This is a genomic window from Paucibacter soli (genome assembly GCF_037482845.1).
GTDB lineage: Bacteria > Pseudomonadota > Gammaproteobacteria > Burkholderiales > Burkholderiaceae_C > Paucibacter_B > Paucibacter_B soli.
The window spans coordinates 189,533-210,168 of sequence record NZ_JBBHJW010000007.1; the positions used below are offsets into that span (position 1 = coordinate 189,533).

A 20,636-nucleotide genomic window follows, 5' to 3' on the forward strand; every position below is an offset into this window, starting at 1 on the left:
GGCAGGCTGCCCTCAGGGTTGAACGCCGGCCGGGGCGATCAACCCGGCAAATTTCGGTGGTTGCCGGCTTCCAGGGCCACCGGGCCGGGCGCCACCACCCCCATCGAGATGATGTACTTGAGCGCCTCGTCCACGCTCATGTCCAGCGATCGGATGCTGGTGCGCGGCATCATCAGAAAGAAGCCCGAGGTGGGGTTGGGCGTGGTGGGCACGTACAGGCTCACATGCTCCTCGGGGAAATGCCTGGCCACCTCGCCGCTGGGCGAGCCGGTGACGAAGGCAATCGTCCAGCTGCCCTCGCGCGGATACTGCACCAGCACCGCCTCGCGAAAGGCGTTGCCGCTGCTGGAGAACAGCGTGTCCGAGACCTGCTTGACCGAGCTGTAGATGCTCTTGACGATGGGGATGCTGGACATCAGCTTGTCCCATTGCCTGAGCCACCACTGGCCAAAGATATTGGCCACGAACATGCCGGTGAGCAGCAGGCCGCCCACCAGTATCACCAGGCCCAGGCCGGGGATGTCGCGCAGGCTGGTGATGCCATCGTGCAGGGAGGCTGGCGAGAGCACCTTGAGGGCACCCAGCAGCGAGTCGAACACGCCGTTGACGACGCCCAGCACCTGATGCAACACCCAGATGGTGATGGCAAGCGGCAACCAGACGAGCAGGCCGGCGATGATGTACTTTCTCACTGGATTCCTTGTGGAATGTGGCCGGGGCGCTGGCAGGCGCCCCTTCCTTCGTCGGGCAAACGCCGTGCACTGGCACGGCGCTTGGTCCCGACTCAGTGGCAGGCGCAGGAGCCCCCGCAAGGCGTGGCGGCGGCCGGTGCGGCCTCGGCCGCGGGTGCTGCTGCCGTGGCGCCTGCCGTGGCCGCCGGCGCGGCCGTGCTGCCGCCCTTGAAATCGGTGGCATACCAGCCCGAGCCCTTGAGCTGGAAGCCGGCGGCGGTGATTTGCTTGCTGAAACTCTCCGCACCACAGGCGGGGCAGCTGCTCAGCGGGGCATCAGACAGCTTTTGAAGCACGTCTTTGGCGTGACCGCAGGTACTGCAGCGGTAGGCGTAGATCGGCATGGGAGGCTCTAAGCTATTGACAGGAAACGCGAATTATAGGGGAGCGGCCTCATCGGCCAGGCCCGCCACATGGCGCTTGTGCTCATGGCGGTTCTTCAGCCACTGCGGCGCCAGCGAGCCCAGCACCATCGCCACCATCGCCACCAGCAGGCCGGCCAGCTGGCCCGGGAAGGCCGCGCCCAGGCTGCTGACCTGGGGCAGGAAGGCGATCCAGACCGCGATGCCGCCCACCAGCGAGAAGATCGCCCCCTGGGTGGTGGCGCGCTGCCAGTACAGGCCCATCACCAGCGGCACGAAGGCGCCCACCAGGGTGATCTGGTAGGCCGAGGACACCAGTTCGTAGATCGACGTGCCCTGCATCGCGATCGCATAGGCCAGCACCAGGGCGGCGAACACGATGATGGTCAGGCGCATCGCCAGCAGCTGCTGGCGGTCGCCCATGCGCGGGCGCAGGTTCTTCAGGATGTTCTCGACAAAGCTGGTGGAGGGCGCCAAGAGCGTGGCCGAGGAGGTGCTCTTGATGGCCGAGAGCAGCGCGCCGAAGAACAGGATCTGCATCACCAGCGGCATCTTGCTGAGCACGAACAGGGGCAGCAGCTTCTGGTAGTCGTCGCGAGCCACGTCCAGGGCCTGCTGGCCCATCACCACCACCGCGCTGGCAACGATGAACATGGGCACGGCGGCGAACAGGATGTAGCTGATGCCGCCTATCATGGCGCCGTTGCGGGCGGTCTTCTCGTCCTTGGCCGACATGACGCGCTGGAACACGTCCTGCTGCGGAATGCTGCCCAGCATCATGGTGACGCCGGCGCCGACGAACATCGCGATCTCGGTGAAACTGGGCTCGGGCAGGAAGCGGAACAGCTCCTTGCTCTGCGCCATCGCCAACACCTTGTCGGCGCCGCCGGCCAGATCGGCCGAGAACACCGCGATCACCGACAGGCCGATCACCAGCACGATCATCTGGATGAAGTCGGTCCAGGCGACGGCAAGGAAGCCGCCGATCACCACATAGATCAGCACCGCCAGCGTGCCGACGATCATGCCGGCGGTCTCGCTCATGGCGCCGTCGGTGAGCACATTGAACACCAGCCCCAGCGCGGTGATCTGCGCCGCCACCCAGCCCAGGTAGCTCAGGATGATGGCGCTGGAACAGAACACCTCCACGCCCTTGCCGAAGCGCTGGCGGTAGAAGTCGCCGATGGTCAGCAGGTTCTGCCGATAGAGCTTGGTGGCAAAGAAGGCGCCCACCAGGATCAGGCAGGTGCCGGCACCGAAGGGGTCTTCGACAATCGCACTCAGCCCGCCCTGCACGAACTTGGCCGGTATGCCCATCACCGTCTCGGCGCCGAACCAGGTGGCGAAGGTGGTGGTGATCACCATGATCAGCGGCAGGCTGCGGCCGGCAATGGCGAAGTCACTGGTGTTCTTGATGCGGGTGCCGGCCCAGACCCCCAGGCTCAGGGTCCCCAGCAGGTAGAGCACGACAAAGACGATCAGCGTGGTGTTCATGGCAAGCGTTGCGGGCAAAGGAAGGCGGGCCGGATTATCGGTGCAACTTGAGGCGGCTCAGCCTGTCCGCTGGCAGGCAGCCAGCCCTTCGTTCGGCGTCAGGGAAGCCGCAGGGCTTCCCTTCGGTCCGAACTCAGAACCAATGCACGCGCATCAGCACATTGGCCGCCAGCAGCCCCAGGGTGAAGCCCACCGCACCATAGAGCAGCGCCTGCAGCAGCCGGTTGGTGCGGCGCTGCTCCTGGATCAGCGCCTGCATGGCGCGGCCATCGTGCGGCGAGGCCTGGCGCTTGAGCGCGTCGTGCAGGAGGCGCGGCAGCTCGGGGAAGAGCTGGGCATAACGCGGCGCCTCTTTCTTGAGCTGGTGCACCAGGGCGCGCCAGCCCACCTGCTCGTTCATCCAGCGCTCCAGGAAGGGCTTAGCGGTGGCCCAGAGGTCCAGCTCGGGGTCGAGCTGGCGGCCCAGGCCCTCCACATTCAGCAGGGTCTTCTGCAGCAGCACCAGCTGGGGCTGAATCTCGACGTTGAAGCGGCGCGAGGTCTGGAACAGGCGCATCAGCACCTGGCCCAGCGAGATGTCCTTGAGCGGCCGGTCGAAATGCGGCTCGCAGACCGCGCGCACCGCGCTTTCGAGCTCGTCCACGCGGGTCTCAGGGGGCACCCAGCCCGATTCGATGTGCAGCTCGGCCACGCGCTTGTAGTCGCGCTGGAAGAAGGCGATGAAGTTCTGCGCCAGGTATTCCTTGTCCACCTCGGTGAGCGTGCCGATGATGCCGAAGTCCAAGGCGATATAGCGGCCGAAGGTCTCCGGCGCCAGGCTCACCTGGATATTGCCCGGGTGCATGTCGGCGTGGAAGAAGCCGTCGCGGAACACCTGGGTGAAGAAGATGGTGACGCCATCGCGCGCCAGCTTGGGGATGTCGATGCCGGCATCCTTCAGGCGCTGCAGCTGGCTGATGGGCACGCCGCTCATGCGCTCCATCACGATCACCTCGCTGCTGCACAGCTCCCACATCATCACGGGCACCATCACCAGGTTCAGCCCGTCCATATTGCGGCGCAGCTGGGCGGCGTTGGCGGCCTCGCGCACCAGGTCGAGCTCGTCGTGCAGATAGGTGTCGAACTCGGCCACCACCTCGCGCGGCTTGAGGCGCCGGCCGTCGGCGCTGAGGCGCTCGACCCAGCCGGCGATGGTGCGCAAGAGGGCCAGGTCGTCCTCGATCACGTCCAGCATGCCGGGGCGCAGCACCTTCACCGCCACCTCGCGGCCATCCTTGAGGGTGGCGAAATGCACCTGGGCGATCGAGGCGCTGGCCACCGGCTCGGCCTCGAAGCTGCCGAACAGCTCTTCTATCCTGCGCCCGAAGGCTTTCTCCACCAGGGCGCGCGAGGTCTCGGCCGGGAACGGCGGCACATCGTCCTGCAGGCGCGCCAGCTCCTCGACGATGTCGGCCGGCACCAGGTCGCGCCGCGTCGAGAGCACCTGGCCGAACTTGACGAAGATCGGCCCCAGCCGCTCCAGCGCCAGGCGCAGGCGCACGCCGCGCGGCTGCTGCCAGCTGCGGCCCACCGATATCAGCCGGCGCAGCCAGCGGAAACGCCGCCCGCTCAGGCCCGACAGGGCCATCTCGTCCAGGCCGAAGCGGAAAATGGTCCAGGCGATGACCAGCAGGCGGGCGAAGTACCTCATGCCGGGCTGCGCGCGCCTTCGACCAGCTTGGCAAACTTGGCAATGGCCTGGGCGATCGCCCCGCCCCAACGTGCAAGCTGATGCGCGGGCGCCGGGCCGACGAGCTGGGCCAGGTCGTCCTCAAGGTCCCAGCGCAGGTTCTCCATCAGCCAGTTCATCTCGGCGGCAAAGGCGGCGTCCCCCTGGATCTGCACGCCGGGCTTGGCGCCGGTGAGCGCGCCGAGCGCCAGTGCGGCGGGGTTGGAGGCATCGATCTCGATGCGCAGCGCGTCGGCCGGCGCGGCGTCGAGCCGCTCCCACAGGCCGGCGGGCGTGACCTGCAGGGCCAGGTCGGGCACGGCCGGCAGCAACCCCGGCCAAGCCTTCAGATGCACCAGCACCGACTTGCCGGCCTGCGTCTGCAGCCGCGCCATCGCGTGGCTCTCGCGCGAAATGACATGGTTGAGCAACAAGGTGATGCGATCCTGCACCGCCGGTGCCCAGAGTTTTGACCAATCGTTCAGCATCGGAGGATTGTAGACAGCCTCGACTTAGGGGGGCGCCCCAGTCAGGACCCCCGCTTTATTGAGAGAGAATCCGCGCTCATGTCCAGGCAGGGGGGCTGGACTGACGGCACAAGCGCCGCAAGGAAACAACACGACAGGCACCGGGAGCCACGCCGAGATGTTCGAGGACCGCAGCTACAAGAGAACCTTCTACAGCGCGCCGCAATCGGTCCAATCCTTGATCGCCGCCTTCCTGGAGCCCAGCCTGATCGTGCTGTGCTTCTTCCTGGTGAACGACTATTTCGATGAGCCGGTGCTGCGCTCCTCGTACACGCTGGGCCTGCTGGTGTTCGCGCTCACCTTCCCGGGCCGCAACCGCTTTGCCGAACACCCGGTCAGCGCCACCCTGGACGTGCTGGGCTCCTGGATCACCCTGCTGCTGATCCTGGGCATGTTCGGCTACGCCACCAACAGCCTGCACTACTTCGAAGACAGGGTGCTGATGTGGTGGGGCGTCATCACGCCGCTGGCCCAGCTGCTGGCCATCCTGATCGGCCGGCGCCTGCTGCGCTGGCAGGCCGCGCGGCCCAGCTCGCGGCGCAGCGCGGTGATCGTGGGTGCCGGACCACTGGGCGCCAAGGTGGCCAAGGCGCTGGCAGTGGGGCCGCACGGCAGCGTCGAGCTGCTGGGTTTTTTCGACGACCGCCAGGACGAGCGCCTGCATCCCGACACCACCCAACATCTGCTGGGCATGCTCAGCGAGCTGAGCGACTATGTGCGCCAGCACAATGTGCGCGAGGTCTACATCACCCTGCCCTTGGGCTCGCAGCCGCGCATCGTGCAGTTGCTGGAGCAGATCCAGGGCACCACCGCCTCGCTGTTCTTCGTGCCCGATGTGTTCGGCATCAGCATCATCCAGGGCCGCCTGCAGGACATGAACGGGGTGCCGGTGGTGGGCATCTGCGAGACCCCCTTCACCGGCATCAACGAACTCGTCAAACGCGCCAGCGATGTGGTGCTGGCCGCCCTGATCCTGGTGCTGATCTCGCCCATCCTGCTGGCCATCGCCGTGGGCGTGAAGCTCAGCTCGCCCGGACCCGTGATCTTCAAGCAGCGCCGCAACGGCCTGGACGGCGAGGAGATCATCGTCTACAAATTCCGCTCCATGCGCAGTCTGGACAACGGCCCGGTGGTCAGACAGGCCACCAAGGACGACCCGCGCATCACCAAATTCGGCGCCTTCATACGCCGCACCTCGCTGGACGAGCTGCCGCAGTTCATCAACGTGCTGCAGGGGCGCATGAGCATCGTCGGGCCACGCCCGCATGCGGTGGCGCACAACGAGGAATACCGCAAGCTCATCAAGGCCTATATGGTGCGCCACAAGGTCAAGCCCGGCATCACCGGCTGGGCCCAGGTGAACGGCCTGCGCGGCGAGACCGACACCATCGACAAGATGAAGGCGCGCGTCGAATACGATCTGGAATACCTGCGCAACTGGTCGCTGGGCCTGGACCTGCAAATCATCGTGCGCACCGCCAAGCTCATGCTGTTCGACCGCAATGCCTACTGACGACCCCGCCATGACCACCAAGATCGCGCTGCGGCAACACCTGACCCTGCTGGCCCTGCTGCTGATGGGCGGCGCGGCGCAGGCCGAGACCAGCCCCTACTACCTGGGTGGCTCGCTGGGGCTCTACCACGTCTCCAATGTCTACCGGCAGAGCCAGGCCGCCAACAGCGACGAGGTCGGCAATGCCAGCCTGCTGGCCGGGCTGGACCAGCGCCTGGGCCGCCAACGCCTGTTCGGCGATGTGTCGCTGCAGGCGAACCGCTACCGCCACAACAGCGAGCTCAACAACGTTTCCTATTCCGCCAAGCTGGGCCTGGACTGGGCCAGCATCGAACGGCTCTCGGGCAGCTTGAGCGCCAGCAAGCGACGTTCGCTGGCCGACTACAACATCGGCAGCGGCATCACGCCCATCTTCAAGAAGAACACCGAGGACAACAGCCAGCTGCAGGGCATCGCGCGCCTGGGTCTGGTGACCAAGCTGACGCTGGAGGCGGTGCTGACACACCGCCAGCGCGAATTCAGCGCGATCGAGTACACGCGCCTGAACTACCGCGAAGATGCCGCGTCGCTGGGCCTGGTGTGGCGCCCCAGCAGCCCGCTGCGCCTGGGCCTGGCGGGCCGCCATACCAAGGGCAAGAACCCGCGCTATCTGGTGCAGGGCAATGTCGTCACGCCGGACGAATTCACGCGCAATGACGTCGACCTCAGCGCCGGCTGGGAGGCCAGCGGCGCCAGCAGGGTCGATGCACGGCTGAGCGCCAGCCGCTCCAGCCACAGCCTCTCGAATTTGCGCGACTTCAGCGGCGTCACCGGCACGGTGGTGTGGCAATGGCAGCCCACGGCCAAATGGTCGTTCAGCACCCGGCTCTCGCGCGACTCGGGCCTGGACAGCTATTACCTCGGCTTCGCCAATTTCAACACCGACTACAACCGCATCACCAAGGCCTTGCAGCTCGACAGCAGCTTTGAGCTCAGCGGCAAGCTGCTGCTGGATGCCGGCCTGACCTTGAGCGACACCGACCGCTCCGACAGCTTCTTCCAGAGCAGCAACCAGGACCGCGACCGCGCCTACAAACTGGGCGCGCGCTGGATCTATTCGCGCGGCCTGGAGCTGGGCTGCCAAGTCAGTCACTCGGGCCGCAGCAGCAGCACCGCGCTCTATGCCTACAGCGCCAACACCTATGGCTGCTACGGCCAGGCCGTGATCAGGTAAGCCCGCCATGTCCACCACTATTTTGCTCACCGGCGCCACCGGTTACATCGCCTCGCACACCTGGCTGGCCCTGCTGGCCGCCGGCTACCGCGTGGTTGGGCTCGACAATTTCAGCAACAGCTCGCCGCAGGTGCTGGAGCGCCTGGCGCGCCTGAGCGGCCAGGCGCCGCTGTTCGAATGCGCCGACGTCAACGACGCCAAGGCGCTGGACGACGTGTTCGCGCGCCACCAGCCCGACGCGGTGGTGCATTTCGCCGCCTTCAAGGCGGTGGGCGAATCCGCCGAGCAACCGCTGCGTTATTACCGCAACAACGTCGGCGGCCTGCTGGGCACCGTCGAGGCCATGCGCCGCCATGGCTGCAGCCGCATGGTGTTCAGCTCCAGCGCCACCGTCTATGGCATGCCCGCGAGCCTGCCGCTGCGCGAGGATGCGCCGCTTGCCGCCCTCAACCCCTACGGCGCCACCAAGCTGATGGGCGAGACGATTCTGCGCGACCTGGGCGCTGCCGATGCGCGATGGCAAACCGCCGCGCTGCGCTACTTCAACCCGGTGGGCGCGCATGAGAGCGGGCTGATCGGCGAGGACCCGCGCGGCATCCCCAACAACCTGATGCCCTATGTGGCCCAGGTTGCGGTGGGCCGGCGCGAGCGCGTGCAGGTGTTCGGCGGCGATTACGACACGCCCGACGGCACCGGCGTGCGCGACTACATCCATGTCCTCGACCTGGCCGAGGGTCATGTGGCGGCGCTGCGCTTCCTGCTGGGCGGCAGCGAGTCCATCACCGTGAACCTGGGCACCGGGCGCGGCTACAGCGTGCTTGAACTGCTGCGCGCCTATGAGCAGGCCAGCGGCAGGCCCATCCCCTATGCCATCGTGGCGCGCCGCCCCGGCGACGCTGCGGCCAACTACGCCGACCCCAGCCTGGCGCGCGAACGCCTGGGCTGGGTGGCCCGCCACGATCTGCAACGCATGTGCGAGGACAGCTGGCGCTGGCAGAGCATGAACCCACAGGGATTTGAACAAGCATGAGCACCATCCAGGTACAGCCCGTCATCATGGCCGGCGGCAGCGGCACGCGGCTGTGGCCGCTGTCGCGTGCCGGCTATCCCAAGCAATTCCTGGTGCTGGCGGGCAATAGCAGCCTGTTCCAGCAGGCCGCCGAACGCCTGGCGGCGCTGGGCGCGGCGGACATTGCCGTGGCCCCCACCCTGGTGGTGGGCAACGAGGAGCACCGCTTCATGGTGCTGGACCAGCTGCGCGAGACCGCGGCCACGCCCGGCGCCGTGCTGCTGGAGCCGGCCGGCCGCAACACCGCGCCGGCGCTGACGCTGGCGGCGCTGCAGGCGCTGGAAGGTGGCATGGATCCGGTGCTGGTGGTCACGCCCGCCGACCAGACCGTCACCGACGCTGCCGCTTTTACCGCCGCGCTGCAGTCCGCCGTGCGCGCCGCGGCCGACGGCGCCATCGTCATCCTGGGCATCACCCCCGACCGCCCCGAGACCGGCTACGGCTATATCCGCAGCAGCCACGACGCGCGCGGCCTCAACGTCGAGGCCTTTGTCGAGAAGCCCGATGCCGCCACCGCCGCGGCCTATCTGGCCGCGGGCGGCTATTTCTGGAACAGCGGCATGTTCGTGCTGCGCGCCAGCAGCTGGATGAAGGCGCTGCAGGGCTTTCGCCCCGACATCGCCGCGGCGGCCCAGGCCGCGTACGCGGCGCGCCAGGTCGACGGCCTGTTCGTGCGCCCCGACAAAGCTTTGTTCACCCAGGTGCCGGCCGAATCGGTGGACTATGCGGTGATGGAGCGCTGCCCCGGCAGCGACTTCGTGCTGCGCATGGTGGAGCTGAACGCCGGCTGGAACGACCTGGGCGCCTGGGAGGCGGTCTGGCAGGTGGCCGCGAAGGACGCCCAGGGCAATGCCAGCCGCGGCGACACCATCATCTCCGACAGTCACAACACCCTGGTGCATGCCACCAGCCGGCTGGTGGCCGCGGTGGGGCTGGACGACATCGTCATCGTCGAAACCCCCGATGCGGTGCTGGTGGCCGAGCGCAGCAAGAGCCAGGACGTGAAGAACATCGTGGCCCAGCTCGGCCGCGAGAAGCGCGGCGAGCAGACCCTGCACCGCAAGGTGCATCGCCCCTGGGGCTGGTACGACAGCATCGACATGGGCGCACGCTTCCAGGTCAAGCGCATCATGGTCAAGCCCGGCGCCTCGTTGAGCCTGCAAAAGCACCACCATCGCGCCGAGCATTGGATCGTGGTATCCGGCACGGCCGAGATCACCAACGGCGAGCAGGTCCTCTTGCTCAGCGAGAATCAAAGCACCTACATTCCCCTGGGCCAGCTGCATCGCCTGGCAAATCCGGGAAAAGTACCGCTGGAAATCATCGAGGTCCAGTCGGGCTCCTATCTGGGCGAGGACGATATCGTCCGATATGAAGACAGCTACGGCCGCGGCTGAGCCGGGCCAAACTTGAACTGCTTTTTTGGAGATTGATCGTGAGCGTGATTGCCGTCGTTGGTTTGGGTTATGTGGGCTTGCCCCTGGTGATCGAGTTCGGCAAACAGAGCCGCACGATCGGCTTCGACATCGCCGTCGACAAAGTGGCCAAGTGCCAGGCCGGCAGCGACCCCTCGCGCGAACTCAGCGATGAGGAGGTCAAGGCCGCCAAGTTCGCCGAGTACTCCAGCGACCCCAAATGTCTGGCCGAGGCCGACGTCATCATCGTCGCCGTGCCCACGCCGGTGGACGAGGCGCATATCCCCGACTTCAAGCCCCTGATCGGCTCCAGCACCAGCGTGGGCCGGCATATGAAGAAGGGCGCCATCGTGGTGTACGAGAGCACCGTCTACCCCGGCGCCACCGAGGAGGTCTGCATCCCGGTGCTGGAGCGCGAATCGGGCCTGAAGTGGAAGCAGGACTTCTTCGTTGGCTACAGCCCCGAGCGCATCAACCCGGGCGACAAGGAGCACACGCTCACCAAGATCCTCAAGATCGTCTCGGGCGATACGCCCGAAACCCTGGACACCGTGGCCAAGGTCTACGAGCGCATCATCGTCCCTGGTGTGCACCGCGCCTCCAGCATCAAGACGGCCGAGGCTGCCAAGGTGATCGAAAACACCCAGCGCGACCTCAACATCGCGCTGATGAACGAGCTCTCCATCATCTTCGACAAGATCGGCCTGGACACCACCGAGGTGCTGGAAGCCGCCGGCACCAAGTGGAACTTCCTCAAGTTCAAGCCGGGCCTGGTGGGCGGCCACTGCATCGGCGTGGACCCCTATTACCTGACCCACAAGGCCGACATGCTGGGCTACCACCCGCAGGTCATCCTGGCCGGCCGGCGCATCAACGACGGCATGGGCAAGTTCATCGCCGAGCAGACCATCAAACACATGATCGCCGCCGGCAGCTATATCAAGGGCGCCAAGGTCAATGTGCTGGGCCTGACCTTCAAGGAGGACTGTGCCGACCTGCGCAACTCCAAGGTGATCGACATCATCCATGAGCTGCAGAGCTATGGCGTGGAGGTCACGGTCACCGACCCGGCCGCCGATCCGGATGAAGCCGAGCACGAGTACGGCGTGCGCACCGTCAGCTGGGACGAACTGCCGCGCGCCGACGCCATCGTCGCCGCGGTGGCGCACAAGGAGTACAAGGCCCTGTCGATCGACGACATCGGCCGCAAGCTCATCAAGGGCGGCGCCTTCATCGACGTGAAGGCCGCCTTCGACGCCAAGGCCATCCAGGCCGCCGGGCTCAAGCTCTGGCGCCTGTAAACCGGGCCACCGCCACCATGCAGCGCGATGCCAGGATCTATGTGGCCGGCCATCGCGGCATGGTGGGCAGCGCCATCGTGCGCCGGCTGCAGGCGCTGGGCTACCAAACGCTGCTCTTGCGCAGCCATGCCGAGCTGGACCTGCTGGACCAGGCGGCGGTGCAGCGTTTCATGCGCGAGCAGCGGCCCGACTATGTGTTCGTGGCCGCCGCCAAGGTGGGCGGCATCCTGGCCAACAACACCCAGCGCGCCGACTTCATCTATCAGAACCTCATGATCGAGGCCAATCTGATCCACGGCGCTCACCTGGCCGGGGTGCAGCGCCTGATGTTCCTGGGCTCCAGCTGCATCTACCCGCGCGACTGCCCGCAGCCGATCAAGGAAGAGTATTTGCTGACTGGCCCGCTGGAGCCCACCAACGAACCCTATGCGATTGCCAAGATCGCCGGCATCAAGCTCTGCGAGGCCTATCGTACCCAGCATGGCCGCCAGTACATCAGCGTGATGCCCACCAATCTCTACGGCATCAACGACAACTACGACCTCACCAGCTCACATGTGCTGCCGGCCCTGCTGCGCAAGGCGCATGAGGCCAAGCTGCGCGGCGATGCGGAGTTGGTGGTCTGGGGCAGCGGAGAGCCACGGCGCGAGTTCCTCTACGCCGACGACCTCGCCGAGGCCTGCGTGTTCCTGATGGAGAGCGGCTACGACGGCCCCCTGCTCAACCTCGGCACCGGCGAGGACATCAGCATCCGCGAGCTGGCCGAGACGGTAATGGCCGTGGTGGGCTTTGCGGGCCGGCTGAGCTTCGACGCCAGCAAGCCCGACGGTACGCCGCGCAAGCTGCTCGATGTGTCGCGCCTGCATGCGCTGGGCTGGCGCGCCCGGACCCCGCTGCGCGAGGGCATGCGCCTGGCCTATGAGGCGGCGCCGTTGATGCGATGATGCGGGCTTCCTTCGGCCTCAGCCTCTGAAATCATGTCCCAACCAGCCAAAGTTGCCTTGATCACCGGCGTGACCGGACAGGACGGTGCCTACCTGGCCGAGTTCCTGCTCAACAAGGGCTATATCGTCCATGGCATCAAGCGGCGCAGCAGTCTGTTCAACACCGACCGCATCGACCACCTCTACCAGGACCCGCACCTCGATCACCGCAACTTCATCCTGCACTACGGTGATCTGACCGATTCCACCAGCCTGGTGCGCATCGTGCAGAAGGTGCAACCCGACGAGCTCTACAACCTGGCGGCGCAAAGCCATGTGGCGGTGAGCTTCGAGGAGCCCGAATACACCGCCAATGCCGACGGCCTGGGCGCCCTGCGCTTGCTGGAGGCGATCCGCATCCTCGGCCTGGAAAAGAAGACGCGCTTCTACCAGGCCAGCACCTCCGAGCTCTACGGCCTGGTGCAGGAAACCCCGCAGAAGGAGACCACCCCCTTCTACCCGCGCAGCCCCTATGCGGTGGCCAAGCTCTATGCCTACTGGATCACGGTGAACTACCGCGAGGCCTATGGCATGTATGCCTGCAACGGCATCTTGTTCAACCACGAGAGCCCGGTGCGCGGCGAGACCTTTGTCACCCGCAAGATCACGCGCGCGATTGCGCGCATTGCGCTCGGTCTGCAGGACTGCCTCTACCTCGGCAACCTCAGCGCGCTGCGCGACTGGGGCCATGCGCGCGACTACATCGAGATGCAATGGCTGATGCTGCAACAACAGCAGGCCGAGGACTTCGTCATCGCCACCGGTGTGCAGTACAGCGTGCGCCAGTTCGTGCAGGCCGCCGCCGCCGAGCTGGGCGTGACGCTGGAATTCGAGGGCGAGGGCGTGCACGAGGTCGGCATCGTGCGCAAGGTCGAGGGCAGCAAGGCCAAGTGCCGCGCCGGCGATGTGGTCGTGAAGGTGGACCCGCGCTACTTCCGGCCCACCGAGGTCGAGACCCTGCTGGGCGACGCCAGCAAGGCGCGCGCCAAGCTGGGCTGGACGCCCGCAACCAGCTTCGCCGCCCTGGTGGCCGAGATGATCCATGCCGACTACGACAGTGCCCGGCGCGACCAACTCATCAAGCTGGCCGGCTTCCAGGCCTTTGATCACCACGAGTAAGAAGTAGAAGACAGACATGACCATTCTTGTGACCGGCGGGGCCGGCTTCATCGGCAGCAACTTCGTGCTGGACTGGCTGGCCCAGAGCGAGGAGAAGGTCGTCAACCTGGACGCCCTCACCTACGCCGGCAATCTGGAAAACCTCACCAGCCTGCAAGGCGACGCGCGCCACCTGTTCGTGCAGGGCGATATCTGCGATCGCGCCTTGCTGGATCGCCTGCTGGCCGAGCACCGGCCGCGCGCGCTGATCCACTTCGCGGCCGAGAGCCATGTGGACCGCTCGATCAGCGGCCCCGGCGCCTTCATGCGCACCAATGTGGAAGGCACGTTCACGCTGCTGGAGGCCGCGCGCGCCTACTGGGGCGCGCTGGATGATGATGCCAAGGCAGCGTTTCGCTTCCACCATGTCTCGACCGACGAGGTCTACGGCTCGCTCAAGCCCGAGGACCCGCCCTTCGCCGAGACGAACGCCTACGAGCCCAACAGCCCTTACTCGGCCAGCAAGGCCGCCAGCGACCATCTGGTGCGCGCCTGGCACCACACCTATGGCTTGCCGGTGCTCACCACCAATTGCTCGAACAACTACGGGCCCTATCACTTCCCCGAGAAGCTGATCCCGCTGATGATCGTCAACGCCCTGGCCGGCAAGCCGCTGCCGGTGTATGGCGATGGCCGGCAGATCCGCGACTGGCTCTATGTGAGCGACCATGCCGCGGCGATCCGCGCGGTGCTGGCCGGCGGCCGGCCGGGCGAGACCTACAACATCGGCGGCTGGAACGAGATGGCGAATATCGACATCGTGACCACGGTGTGCGCCCTGCTCGACGAGTTCAGACCTGACCCCGCCGGCCCCTATGCGCGCCTCATCAGCTATGTGAAAGACCGCCCCGGCCACGACCGCCGCTACGCCATCGACGCAAGCAAGATAGACCGCGAGCTGGGCTGGCGGCCGGCCGAGACCTTTGCCTCGGGCATACGCAAGACCGTGCAGTGGTACCTCGCCAACCCGGCGTGGGTGGCGCGGGTGCAGAGCGGTGCCTACCGCGACTGGGTCTCCAAGCAATACGGGAACTGAAATGAAGATTCTCTTGCTCGGCAAGAACGGGCAAGTCGGCTGGGAACTGCAGCGCGCCTTGGCGCCGCTGGGCGAGCTGATCGCGCTGGACCGTCATGAGGGCGCCGACCTGGCCGACAGCGCGGCGCTGGCCGCCACGGTGCGCGCCCATGCGCCGCAGGTGATCGTGAATGCCGCCGCCTACACGGCCGTGGACAAGGCCGAGAGCGAGCCCGCCCTGGCCGCGCAGATCAACGCCACCGCCCCGGCGCTGCTGGCCGGCATCGCCATGGAGAGCGGCGCGCTGCTGGTGCACTACAGCAGCGACTATGTATTCGATGGCAGCGGCGATGCGCCGCGCGGCGAGGACGCGCCCACCGCGCCCTTGAGTGTGTATGGCCGCAGCAAGCTGGCCGGCGAAGAGGCGATACGCGCGAGCGGCTGCGCACACCTGATCCTGCGCACCAGCTGGGTCTATGCGGCACGCGGCGGCAATTTCGCCAAGACCATGTTGCGGCTGGCGGCCGAGCGCGAGCAGCTCAAGGTGATCGCCGACCAGATCGGTGCGCCCACCGGCGCCGACCTGCTCGCCGACCTGAGCGCCCATATGATCCGCGCCACCCTGGCCAGGCCCGCTCTGGGCGGCACCTACCACGCCGTGGCGGCGGGCGAAACCAGCTGGCATGCCTATGCGCGCCATGTGATCGAGTGCGCGCGCGCACGGGGTCAGACCTTGCGCGTCGCGCCCGAGCAGGTATTGCCCATTCCCAGCAGCGACTACCCCACGCCGGCACGGCGGCCGCTCAACTCGAGGCTCTCAACGGCCAAACTGCGGGCCGCTTTTGACCTCAACTTGCCGCATTGGCAGCAGGGCGTCGAACGTATGCTGGCCGAAATCCTCTAGCTGAAATCCTCCAGGTTGCGCCATGACGACCACACAAGAACGCAAGGGCATCATCCTCGCCGGCGGCTCCGGCACCCGCCTGCACCCGGCCACGCTGGCGATGAGCAAGCAGCTGCTGCCGGTGTACGACAAGCCCATGGTCTATTACCCCTTGAGCACGCTGATGCTGGCGGGCATGCGCGACATCTTGCTGATCAGCACGCCGCAGGACCTGCCGCGCTTCGAGGCCCTGCTGGGCGACGGCAGCCGCTGGGGCATCAATTTGAGCTACTGCGTGCAGCCCAGCCCCGACGGCCTGGCCCAGGCCTTCATCCTCGGCAAGCAATTCATAGCCGGCGCGCCCTCGGCCCTGGTGTTGGGCGACAACATCTTCTACGGCCACGATTTCCAGGGCCTGCTCAGGCATGCGGCCGACGCGCGCGCGGGCGCCACCGTGTTCGCCTACCACGTCACCGACCCCGAGCGCTACGGCGTGGTGGAGTTCGACGCCCAGCAGCAGGCGCTCTCGATCGAAGAAAAGCCGCGCGCCCCGAAAAGCAATTACGCCGTCACCGGCCTGTACTTCTACGACGAGCAGGTCTGCGACATCGCCGCGGCCATCAAGCCGAGCGCGCGCGGCGAGTTGGAGATCACCGATGTGAACGCCCAGTACCTGCGCCAGCAGCAGCTGCAGGTAGAGATCATGGGCCGGGGCTATGCCTGGCTCGATACCGGCACGCACGACAGCCTGCTGGACGCCAGCCAGTTCATCGCCACGCTGGAGAAGCGCCAGGGGCTGAAGGTGGCCTGCCCCGAGGAAGTGGCCTTCCGCTCGGGCTGGATCGATGCCGCGCAACTCGAGCGTCTGGCCCAGCCCATGCTCAAGAACGGCTATGGCCAATACCTGATGAAGCTGATCAGCGACAAGGCCTTCTGATGCTGGCAACGCCCACCGCCCTGCCCGAGGTGCTGTTGCTGGAACCGCGCGTGTTCGGCGACGCGCGCGGCTTCTTCACCGAAAGCTGGAACCAGGCCGCCTTCGACCGGGCCGTGGGCCGCGAAGTGCGCTTTGTGCAGGACAACCACTCGCGCTCCGCGCGCGGCGTGCTGCGCGGCCTGCATTTCCAGCTGCCGCCGCATGCCCAGGGCAAGCTGGTGCGGGTGGTGAGCGGCGCGGTGTTCGATGTGGCGGTGGACATGCGCCGCTCAAGCCCCAACTTCGGCCGCTGGGACGGCGTGGAGTTGAGCGCTGAGAACCACCGCCAGCTCTGGATCCCGCCCGGCTTTGCCCATGGCTTCCTGGTGCTGAGCGAGAGCGCCGACTTCCTCTACAAGACCACCGACTACTACGCACCGCAGGCGGAAGGCTCGGTGCGCTGGGACGACCCGGCGATCGGCATCCAATGGCCGGCGCTGGGCATGCCGCCGCTGCTGGCCGAGAAAGACGCCCAGGCGCCGCTGCTGGCCGAGGCCCTCAGCTTCGACTAGTTCGACGCCACCGCCCGCGTGCCGCGCCCTATGCCCCAATGCTCTAGCCCCAGAGCCTGCATCAGCGGCGGCTCGTAGAGGTTGCGGCCGTCGAACACCACCGGCTGCCTGAGCGTGCGCTTGATGTGATCGAAGTCCGGGGTGCGGAACTCCTTCCACTCGGTCACGATCACGAGCGCGTCCGCGCCCTCCAGCGCGGCATTGGCCGATTCGGCATAGCTCACACCCGACACGCCCTCCAGGGCCTTGCGCGCCTCGGCGGTGGCCACCGGGTCGTAGGCCGTGACGGTGGCGCCGCGGCGCGTCAGCTCGGCAATCACCACGCGGCTGGGCGCCTCGCGCATATCGTCGGTATTGGGCTTGAAGGCCAGGCCCCAGAGCGCAAAGTGCCGGCCGGTCAGGTCGGCGCCAAAGCGCTGCACCACCTTGTCCACCAGCACCAGCTTCTGGCGCTCGTTGGCCTCGTCCACCGCGCGCAGCACGCGCATGCCGCTGCCGGCGGCCTGGATCAGCGCCTTCACGTCCTTGGGGAAGCAGGAGCCGCCATAACCGGCGCCCGAGTAGAGAAAGTCGTGGCCGATGCGCGGATCGCTGCCGATGCCGCGGCGCACCCATTCGATGTCGGCACCCACCTGCTCGGCCAGCAAGGCCATCTCGTTCATGAAGCTGATGCGTGTGGCCAGCATCGCATTGGCCGCGTACTTGGTGAGTTCGGCGCTGCGCAGATCCATCACCACCAGGCGGTCGCGGTTGCGGTTGAAGGGCGAGTACAGGGCGCGCATCAGCAGCGTGGCGCGCTCGTCGTCCGAGCCCACGATGATGCGGTCGGGCTTCATGAAGTCCTCCACCGCCGCGCCCTCCTTGAGGAACTCGGGGTTGGAGACCACCGAGAACTCGACGGCCACGCCGCGCCGCTGCAACTCCTCGGCGATCACCGCGCGCACCGTGTCGGCCGTGCCCACCGGCACCGTGCTCTTGTCCACCACCAGCTTGTAGTCCGACATGCGCGCGCCGATGCTGCGCGCCGCCGCCTTCACATACTGCAGGTCGGCCGAGCCGTCCTCGTCCGGCGGCGTGCCCACCGCGATGAAGAGAATCGTGCCATGGTCCACCGCCGCGTCCACATCGGTGGTGAACTGCAGGCGACCCGCGGCGACATTGCGCTGCACCACCTCCAAGAGGCCGGGCTCATGGATGGGGATCTCGCCCGCTTCGAGGATGCGGATCTTCTCCGGGTTGGTGTCCAGGCACACCACATGGTTGCCCATCTCGGCCAAGCAGGCCCCGGTCACCAGGCCGACATAGCCGGTGCCAATCGTCGTGATTTTCATGTTGCGCCCAGCGGGAGGAGGGTTTGGATCAGACCTTGAAATACTCGCGATACCAGGCCACGAAGCGGCCCACGCCCTCGGGCACCGGCATGGCGGGGCGGAAGCCGGTCCAGGCGGCCAACTCTTCCACATCGGCGTGGGTGGCCGGCACATCGCCGTCCTGCAGCGGCATGAAGTTCTTCACCGCCTCGCGGCCGCAGGCCTGCTCGATCGCCTCGATGAAGCCCATCAGCTCGATCGGATCGTGGTTGCCTATGTTGAAGACGCGGTAGGGCGCGTTGGAGCGCGCCGGGTCGCTCCGGTCCGAATCGAACTCGGGGTCAGGCGTTGCCACCCGGTCGAGCACGCGCACCACGCCCTCGGCGATGTCGTCGATATAGGTGAAGTCGCGCACCATCTTGCCGTGGTTGAACACATTGATGGGGCGGCCCTCCAGGATCGCCTTGGTGAACAGGAACAGCGCCATGTCCGGCCGGCCCCAGGGCCCGTAGACGGTGAAGAAGCGCAGCCCGGTGGTGGGCAGGCGGTAGAGATGGCTGTAGGTATGCGCCATCAGCTCGTTAGCCTTCTTGGTGGCCGCGTACAGGCTCACCGGATGGTCGACGCTGTGGTGCTCGCTGAAGGGCATCAGCGTGTTGCCGCCGTACACGCTGGAACTCGACGCGTAGGCCAGGTGCTGCACCCCATGGTGGCGGCAGCCTTCCAGGATGTTGGTGAAGCCGACGATATTGCTCTCGATATAGGCGTGCGGGTTCTCGATCGAGTAGCGCACCCCGGCCTGCGCGGCCAAGTGCACCACGCGGTCGAACTTCTCGGCCGCGAACAACGCTTCCATGCCGGCACGGTCGGCCACGTCAAGCTTGACGAAGCGAAAGCCGGGCTTTGGCGTCAGGCGCGCCAGCCGGTCCAGCTTCAGCTGGGGGTCGTAATAGTCGTTCAGATTGTCCAGGCCCACCACCTCATCGCCGCGCGCGAGCAGGATCTGGCTGACATGCATGCCGATAAAGCCGGCCGCGCCGGTAACGAGTACTTTCACGCAATCCCCTAAGAAGCTGATGCGGCTCACGCTCAAGGCCGGCCGCGCCGTATTCTCCACCAGCCAGCCAGCAGCCGGCAGCCGCATCCACCCCATTCAGGGGACTTCGTGACCAAGCCCACGCCGGCGCCCGCCCGCCCCCTGTTCAAGCGTCTTGCCGCGCCGGGGCCACACCTAGAATCGCCGGCTGCAACCAAGCCCCACTTCATGATGAGCTCCAAACCCTGCATCCACCTGATTGCCGGCGCACGCCCCAACTTCATGAAGATCGCACCCATCGTGCGTGCGCTGCAGGCCGACGGCCGGCTGGCCTGGAAGATCGTGCACACCGGCCAGCATTACGACCGCGACATGAACGAGGTGTTCTTCGAGGAGCTGGGCATCCCCTCCCCCGATGTGCGCCTGGGTTGCGGCGGCGGCAGCCATGCCGAACAGACCGGCAAGATCATGCTGGCCTACGAGCAGCTGGTGGCGGCCGAGAAGCCGCAGGCCTGCCTGGTGGTGGGCGATGTGAACTCGACGCTGGCCTGCTCCATCGTGGCCAAGAAGGCCGGCATCCCGGTGGCCCATGTGGAGGCCGGCCTGCGCAGCGGCGACATGTCCATGCCCGAGGAGATCAACCGCCTCGTCACCGACTCGATCAGCGACTGGTTCTTCGTCACCGAGCCCAGCGGCTACCGCCATCTGCAGCAGGAGGGCAAGGACATGAGCATGGTCTGGGACGTGGGCCATGTGATGGTCGACAACGTGCTCTACCAGGCCGAGAAGCTCGGCAAAAGCCAGGACACCAGCGGCCTGGAGAGCGACGCCTACAAGCGCAGCCATGCCCGCTACGGCGTGGTGACCCTGCACCGCCCCAGCAATGTGGACAGCGCCGAGGCGCTGGAGCGCGTGGCCAGCGTGCTGCGCCGTGTGGGCCAGGAGCTGCCGCTGGTATTCCCGGTGCATCCGCGCACACGCGCCAATATCGAAAAGTTCGGCATTGAGCTGGGCAGCAATGTCACCCTGATGGGCCCGCAGGCCTATATGAGTTTTCTGCACCTCTGGAAGGACGCCGTGCTGGTGCTGACCGACAGCGGCGGCCTGCAGGAGGAAACCACCGCCCTGGGCGTGCCCTGCGTCACCATACGCGAGAACACCGAGCGCCCCATCACCGTGGACGAAGGCACGAATGTGCTGGCCGGCACCGACCCGGCCAACGTCATCAGGTATGCGCTGGAGGCAATTGCCGGCAAGGGCAAGAAGGGCCGCAGGCCGGCGCTCTGGGATGGCAGGGCGGCCGAGCGCACGGTGCAGATCCTGGCCGAGAAGCTACTGGCATGAGGCGCTGAGCGCTGCTGCGCGCTTTCTTCCTGTCGCAAGGCCAGCACTCCTTCACCAATACGCCGGTTTCTAGGGGGCCACCGCCG

General features: G+C 66.6%; 19 protein-coding genes. 12 read left to right on the forward strand and 7 right to left on the reverse strand.

Annotation, left to right across the window (positions count from 1 at the left end; genetic code table 11):
- Positions 1-38: 38 nt before the first annotated feature.
- The 5 genes from WG898_RS15670 to WG898_RS15690 form a co-directional block, all read right to left on the reverse strand.
- The gene (locus WG898_RS15670) at positions 39-692 is read right to left on the reverse strand and encodes a DUF502 domain-containing protein (protein ID WP_339603734.1); all 654 of its coding nucleotides are present in this window, start codon (positions 690-692) and stop codon (positions 39-41) included.
- A 92-nt stretch (positions 693-784) separates the two neighbouring features.
- Positions 785-1,075: an FmdB family zinc ribbon protein gene (locus WG898_RS15675; protein ID WP_339603735.1), complete on the reverse strand. Its 291-nt coding sequence runs from the start codon at positions 1,073-1,075 to the stop codon at positions 785-787.
- A 33-nt stretch (positions 1,076-1,108) separates the two neighbouring features.
- Positions 1,109-2,587, reverse strand: coding sequence for a high affinity choline transporter 1 (locus WG898_RS15680; RefSeq protein ID WP_339603736.1), 1,479 nt, complete (start codon positions 2,585-2,587; stop codon positions 1,109-1,111).
- A 133-nt stretch (positions 2,588-2,720) separates the two neighbouring features.
- Complete coding sequence (gene ubiB / locus WG898_RS15685) at positions 2,721-4,277, reverse strand: ubiquinone biosynthesis regulatory protein kinase UbiB (protein WP_339603737.1); 1,557 nt, start codon at positions 4,275-4,277, stop codon at positions 2,721-2,723.
- Positions 4,274-4,783, reverse strand: a complete 510-nt coding sequence (locus tag WG898_RS15690; protein ID WP_339603738.1) for a hypothetical protein — start codon at positions 4,781-4,783, stop codon at positions 4,274-4,276. The genes ubiB and WG898_RS15690 overlap by 4 nt, the downstream gene beginning before the upstream one ends.
- 157 nt (positions 4,784-4,940) lie before the next feature.
- Here WG898_RS15690 and WG898_RS15695 point away from each other — a divergent pair, with 157 nt between their 5' ends.
- The 11 genes from WG898_RS15695 to rfbC are packed head-to-tail and all read left to right on the forward strand — an operon-like array spanning position 4,941 to position 16,860.
- A complete protein-coding gene (locus tag WG898_RS15695) occupies positions 4,941-6,335 on the forward strand; it encodes an undecaprenyl-phosphate glucose phosphotransferase (protein WP_339603739.1) in 1,395 nt (464 codons plus the stop codon).
- Between the two features lie 10 nt (positions 6,336-6,345).
- Positions 6,346-7,548 carry a hypothetical protein gene (locus WG898_RS15700; RefSeq protein WP_339603740.1) on the forward strand — a complete coding sequence of 401 codons (1,203 nt, stop codon included), beginning with the start codon at positions 6,346-6,348 and terminating at the stop codon, positions 7,546-7,548.
- A gap of 7 nt (positions 7,549-7,555) precedes the next feature.
- On the forward strand, positions 7,556-8,578 hold the full coding sequence (gene galE / locus WG898_RS15705) for a UDP-glucose 4-epimerase GalE (protein ID WP_339603741.1): 1,023 nt from the start codon (positions 7,556-7,558) through the stop codon (positions 8,576-8,578).
- Positions 8,575-10,014 carry a mannose-1-phosphate guanylyltransferase/mannose-6-phosphate isomerase gene (locus WG898_RS15710; protein WP_339603742.1) on the forward strand — a complete coding sequence of 480 codons (1,440 nt, stop codon included), beginning with the start codon at positions 8,575-8,577 and terminating at the stop codon, positions 10,012-10,014. The genes galE and WG898_RS15710 overlap by 4 nt, the downstream gene beginning before the upstream one ends.
- A 38-nt stretch (positions 10,015-10,052) precedes the next feature.
- On the forward strand, positions 10,053-11,333 hold the full coding sequence (locus WG898_RS15715; protein ID WP_339603743.1) for a nucleotide sugar dehydrogenase: 1,281 nt from the start codon (positions 10,053-10,055) through the stop codon (positions 11,331-11,333).
- Positions 11,334-11,350: 17 nt separating this feature from the next.
- Positions 11,351-12,277, forward strand: a complete 927-nt coding sequence (locus WG898_RS15720) for a GDP-L-fucose synthase family protein (RefSeq protein ID WP_339603744.1) — start codon at positions 11,351-11,353, stop codon at positions 12,275-12,277.
- Positions 12,278-12,310: 33 nt separating this feature from the next.
- A complete protein-coding gene (gene gmd / locus WG898_RS15725) occupies positions 12,311-13,435 on the forward strand; it encodes a GDP-mannose 4,6-dehydratase (RefSeq protein WP_339603745.1) in 1,125 nt (374 codons plus the stop codon).
- Positions 13,436-13,451: 16 nt separating this feature from the next.
- Complete coding sequence (rfbB, locus tag WG898_RS15730) at positions 13,452-14,510, forward strand: dTDP-glucose 4,6-dehydratase (protein ID WP_339603746.1); 1,059 nt, start codon at positions 13,452-13,454, stop codon at positions 14,508-14,510.
- Position 14,511: 1 nt separating this feature from the next.
- On the forward strand, positions 14,512-15,393 hold the full coding sequence (gene rfbD, locus WG898_RS15735) for a dTDP-4-dehydrorhamnose reductase (protein ID WP_339603747.1): 882 nt from the start codon (positions 14,512-14,514) through the stop codon (positions 15,391-15,393).
- 22 nt (positions 15,394-15,415) lie between these two features.
- Complete coding sequence (gene rfbA / locus WG898_RS15740; protein WP_339603748.1) at positions 15,416-16,309, forward strand: glucose-1-phosphate thymidylyltransferase RfbA; 894 nt, start codon at positions 15,416-15,418, stop codon at positions 16,307-16,309.
- Positions 16,309-16,860: a dTDP-4-dehydrorhamnose 3,5-epimerase gene (rfbC, locus tag WG898_RS15745; RefSeq protein ID WP_339603749.1), complete on the forward strand. Its 552-nt coding sequence runs from the start codon at positions 16,309-16,311 to the stop codon at positions 16,858-16,860. The genes rfbA and rfbC overlap by 1 nt, the downstream gene beginning before the upstream one ends.
- Here the strand turns inward: rfbC and WG898_RS15750 are convergent.
- Both WG898_RS15750 and WG898_RS15755 read right to left on the reverse strand, forming a co-directional pair.
- On the reverse strand, positions 16,857-18,191 hold the full coding sequence (locus WG898_RS15750; RefSeq protein ID WP_339603750.1) for a UDP-glucose dehydrogenase family protein: 1,335 nt from the start codon (positions 18,189-18,191) through the stop codon (positions 16,857-16,859). The two genes, rfbC and WG898_RS15750, sit on opposite strands and share 4 nt — an antisense overlap.
- 28 nt (positions 18,192-18,219) lie before the next feature.
- Positions 18,220-19,227 carry an NAD-dependent epimerase gene (locus WG898_RS15755; RefSeq protein WP_339603751.1) on the reverse strand — a complete coding sequence of 336 codons (1,008 nt, stop codon included), beginning with the start codon at positions 19,225-19,227 and terminating at the stop codon, positions 18,220-18,222.
- A gap of 207 nt (positions 19,228-19,434) precedes the next feature.
- Here WG898_RS15755 and wecB point away from each other — a divergent pair, with 207 nt between their 5' ends.
- Positions 19,435-20,550: a non-hydrolyzing UDP-N-acetylglucosamine 2-epimerase gene (gene wecB / locus WG898_RS15760; protein ID WP_339603752.1), complete on the forward strand. Its 1,116-nt coding sequence runs from the start codon at positions 19,435-19,437 to the stop codon at positions 20,548-20,550.
- Positions 20,551-20,636: the final 86 nt, after the last annotated feature.

Coding starts and splice junctions, on each gene's coding strand:
- WG898_RS15675 (WP_339603735.1), bottom strand. CDS start 1,075: ATGCCGATCTACGCCTACCGCTGCAGTACCTGCGGTCACGCCAAAGAC.
- WG898_RS15680 (WP_339603736.1), bottom strand. CDS start 2,587: ATGAACACCACGCTGATCGTCTTTGTCGTGCTCTACCTGCTGGGGACC.
- ubiB (WP_339603737.1), bottom strand. CDS start 4,277: ATGAGGTACTTCGCCCGCCTGCTGGTCATCGCCTGGACCATTTTCCGC.
- WG898_RS15690 (WP_339603738.1), bottom strand. CDS start 4,783: ATGCTGAACGATTGGTCAAAACTCTGGGCACCGGCGGTGCAGGATCGC.
- WG898_RS15695 (WP_339603739.1), top strand. CDS start 4,941: ATGTTCGAGGACCGCAGCTACAAGAGAACCTTCTACAGCGCGCCGCAA.
- WG898_RS15700 (WP_339603740.1), top strand. CDS start 6,346: ATGACCACCAAGATCGCGCTGCGGCAACACCTGACCCTGCTGGCCCTG.
- galE (WP_339603741.1), top strand. CDS start 7,556: ATGTCCACCACTATTTTGCTCACCGGCGCCACCGGTTACATCGCCTCG.
- WG898_RS15710 (WP_339603742.1), top strand. CDS start 8,575: ATGAGCACCATCCAGGTACAGCCCGTCATCATGGCCGGCGGCAGCGGC.
- WG898_RS15720 (WP_339603744.1), top strand. CDS start 11,351: ATGCAGCGCGATGCCAGGATCTATGTGGCCGGCCATCGCGGCATGGTG.
- gmd (WP_339603745.1), top strand. CDS start 12,311: ATGTCCCAACCAGCCAAAGTTGCCTTGATCACCGGCGTGACCGGACAG.
- rfbB (WP_339603746.1), top strand. CDS start 13,452: ATGACCATTCTTGTGACCGGCGGGGCCGGCTTCATCGGCAGCAACTTC.
- rfbD (WP_339603747.1), top strand. CDS start 14,512: ATGAAGATTCTCTTGCTCGGCAAGAACGGGCAAGTCGGCTGGGAACTG.
- rfbA (WP_339603748.1), top strand. CDS start 15,416: ATGACGACCACACAAGAACGCAAGGGCATCATCCTCGCCGGCGGCTCC.
- rfbC (WP_339603749.1), top strand. CDS start 16,309: ATGCTGGCAACGCCCACCGCCCTGCCCGAGGTGCTGTTGCTGGAACCG.
- WG898_RS15750 (WP_339603750.1), bottom strand. CDS start 18,191: ATGAAAATCACGACGATTGGCACCGGCTATGTCGGCCTGGTGACCGGG.
- wecB (WP_339603752.1), top strand. CDS start 19,435: ATGATGAGCTCCAAACCCTGCATCCACCTGATTGCCGGCGCACGCCCC.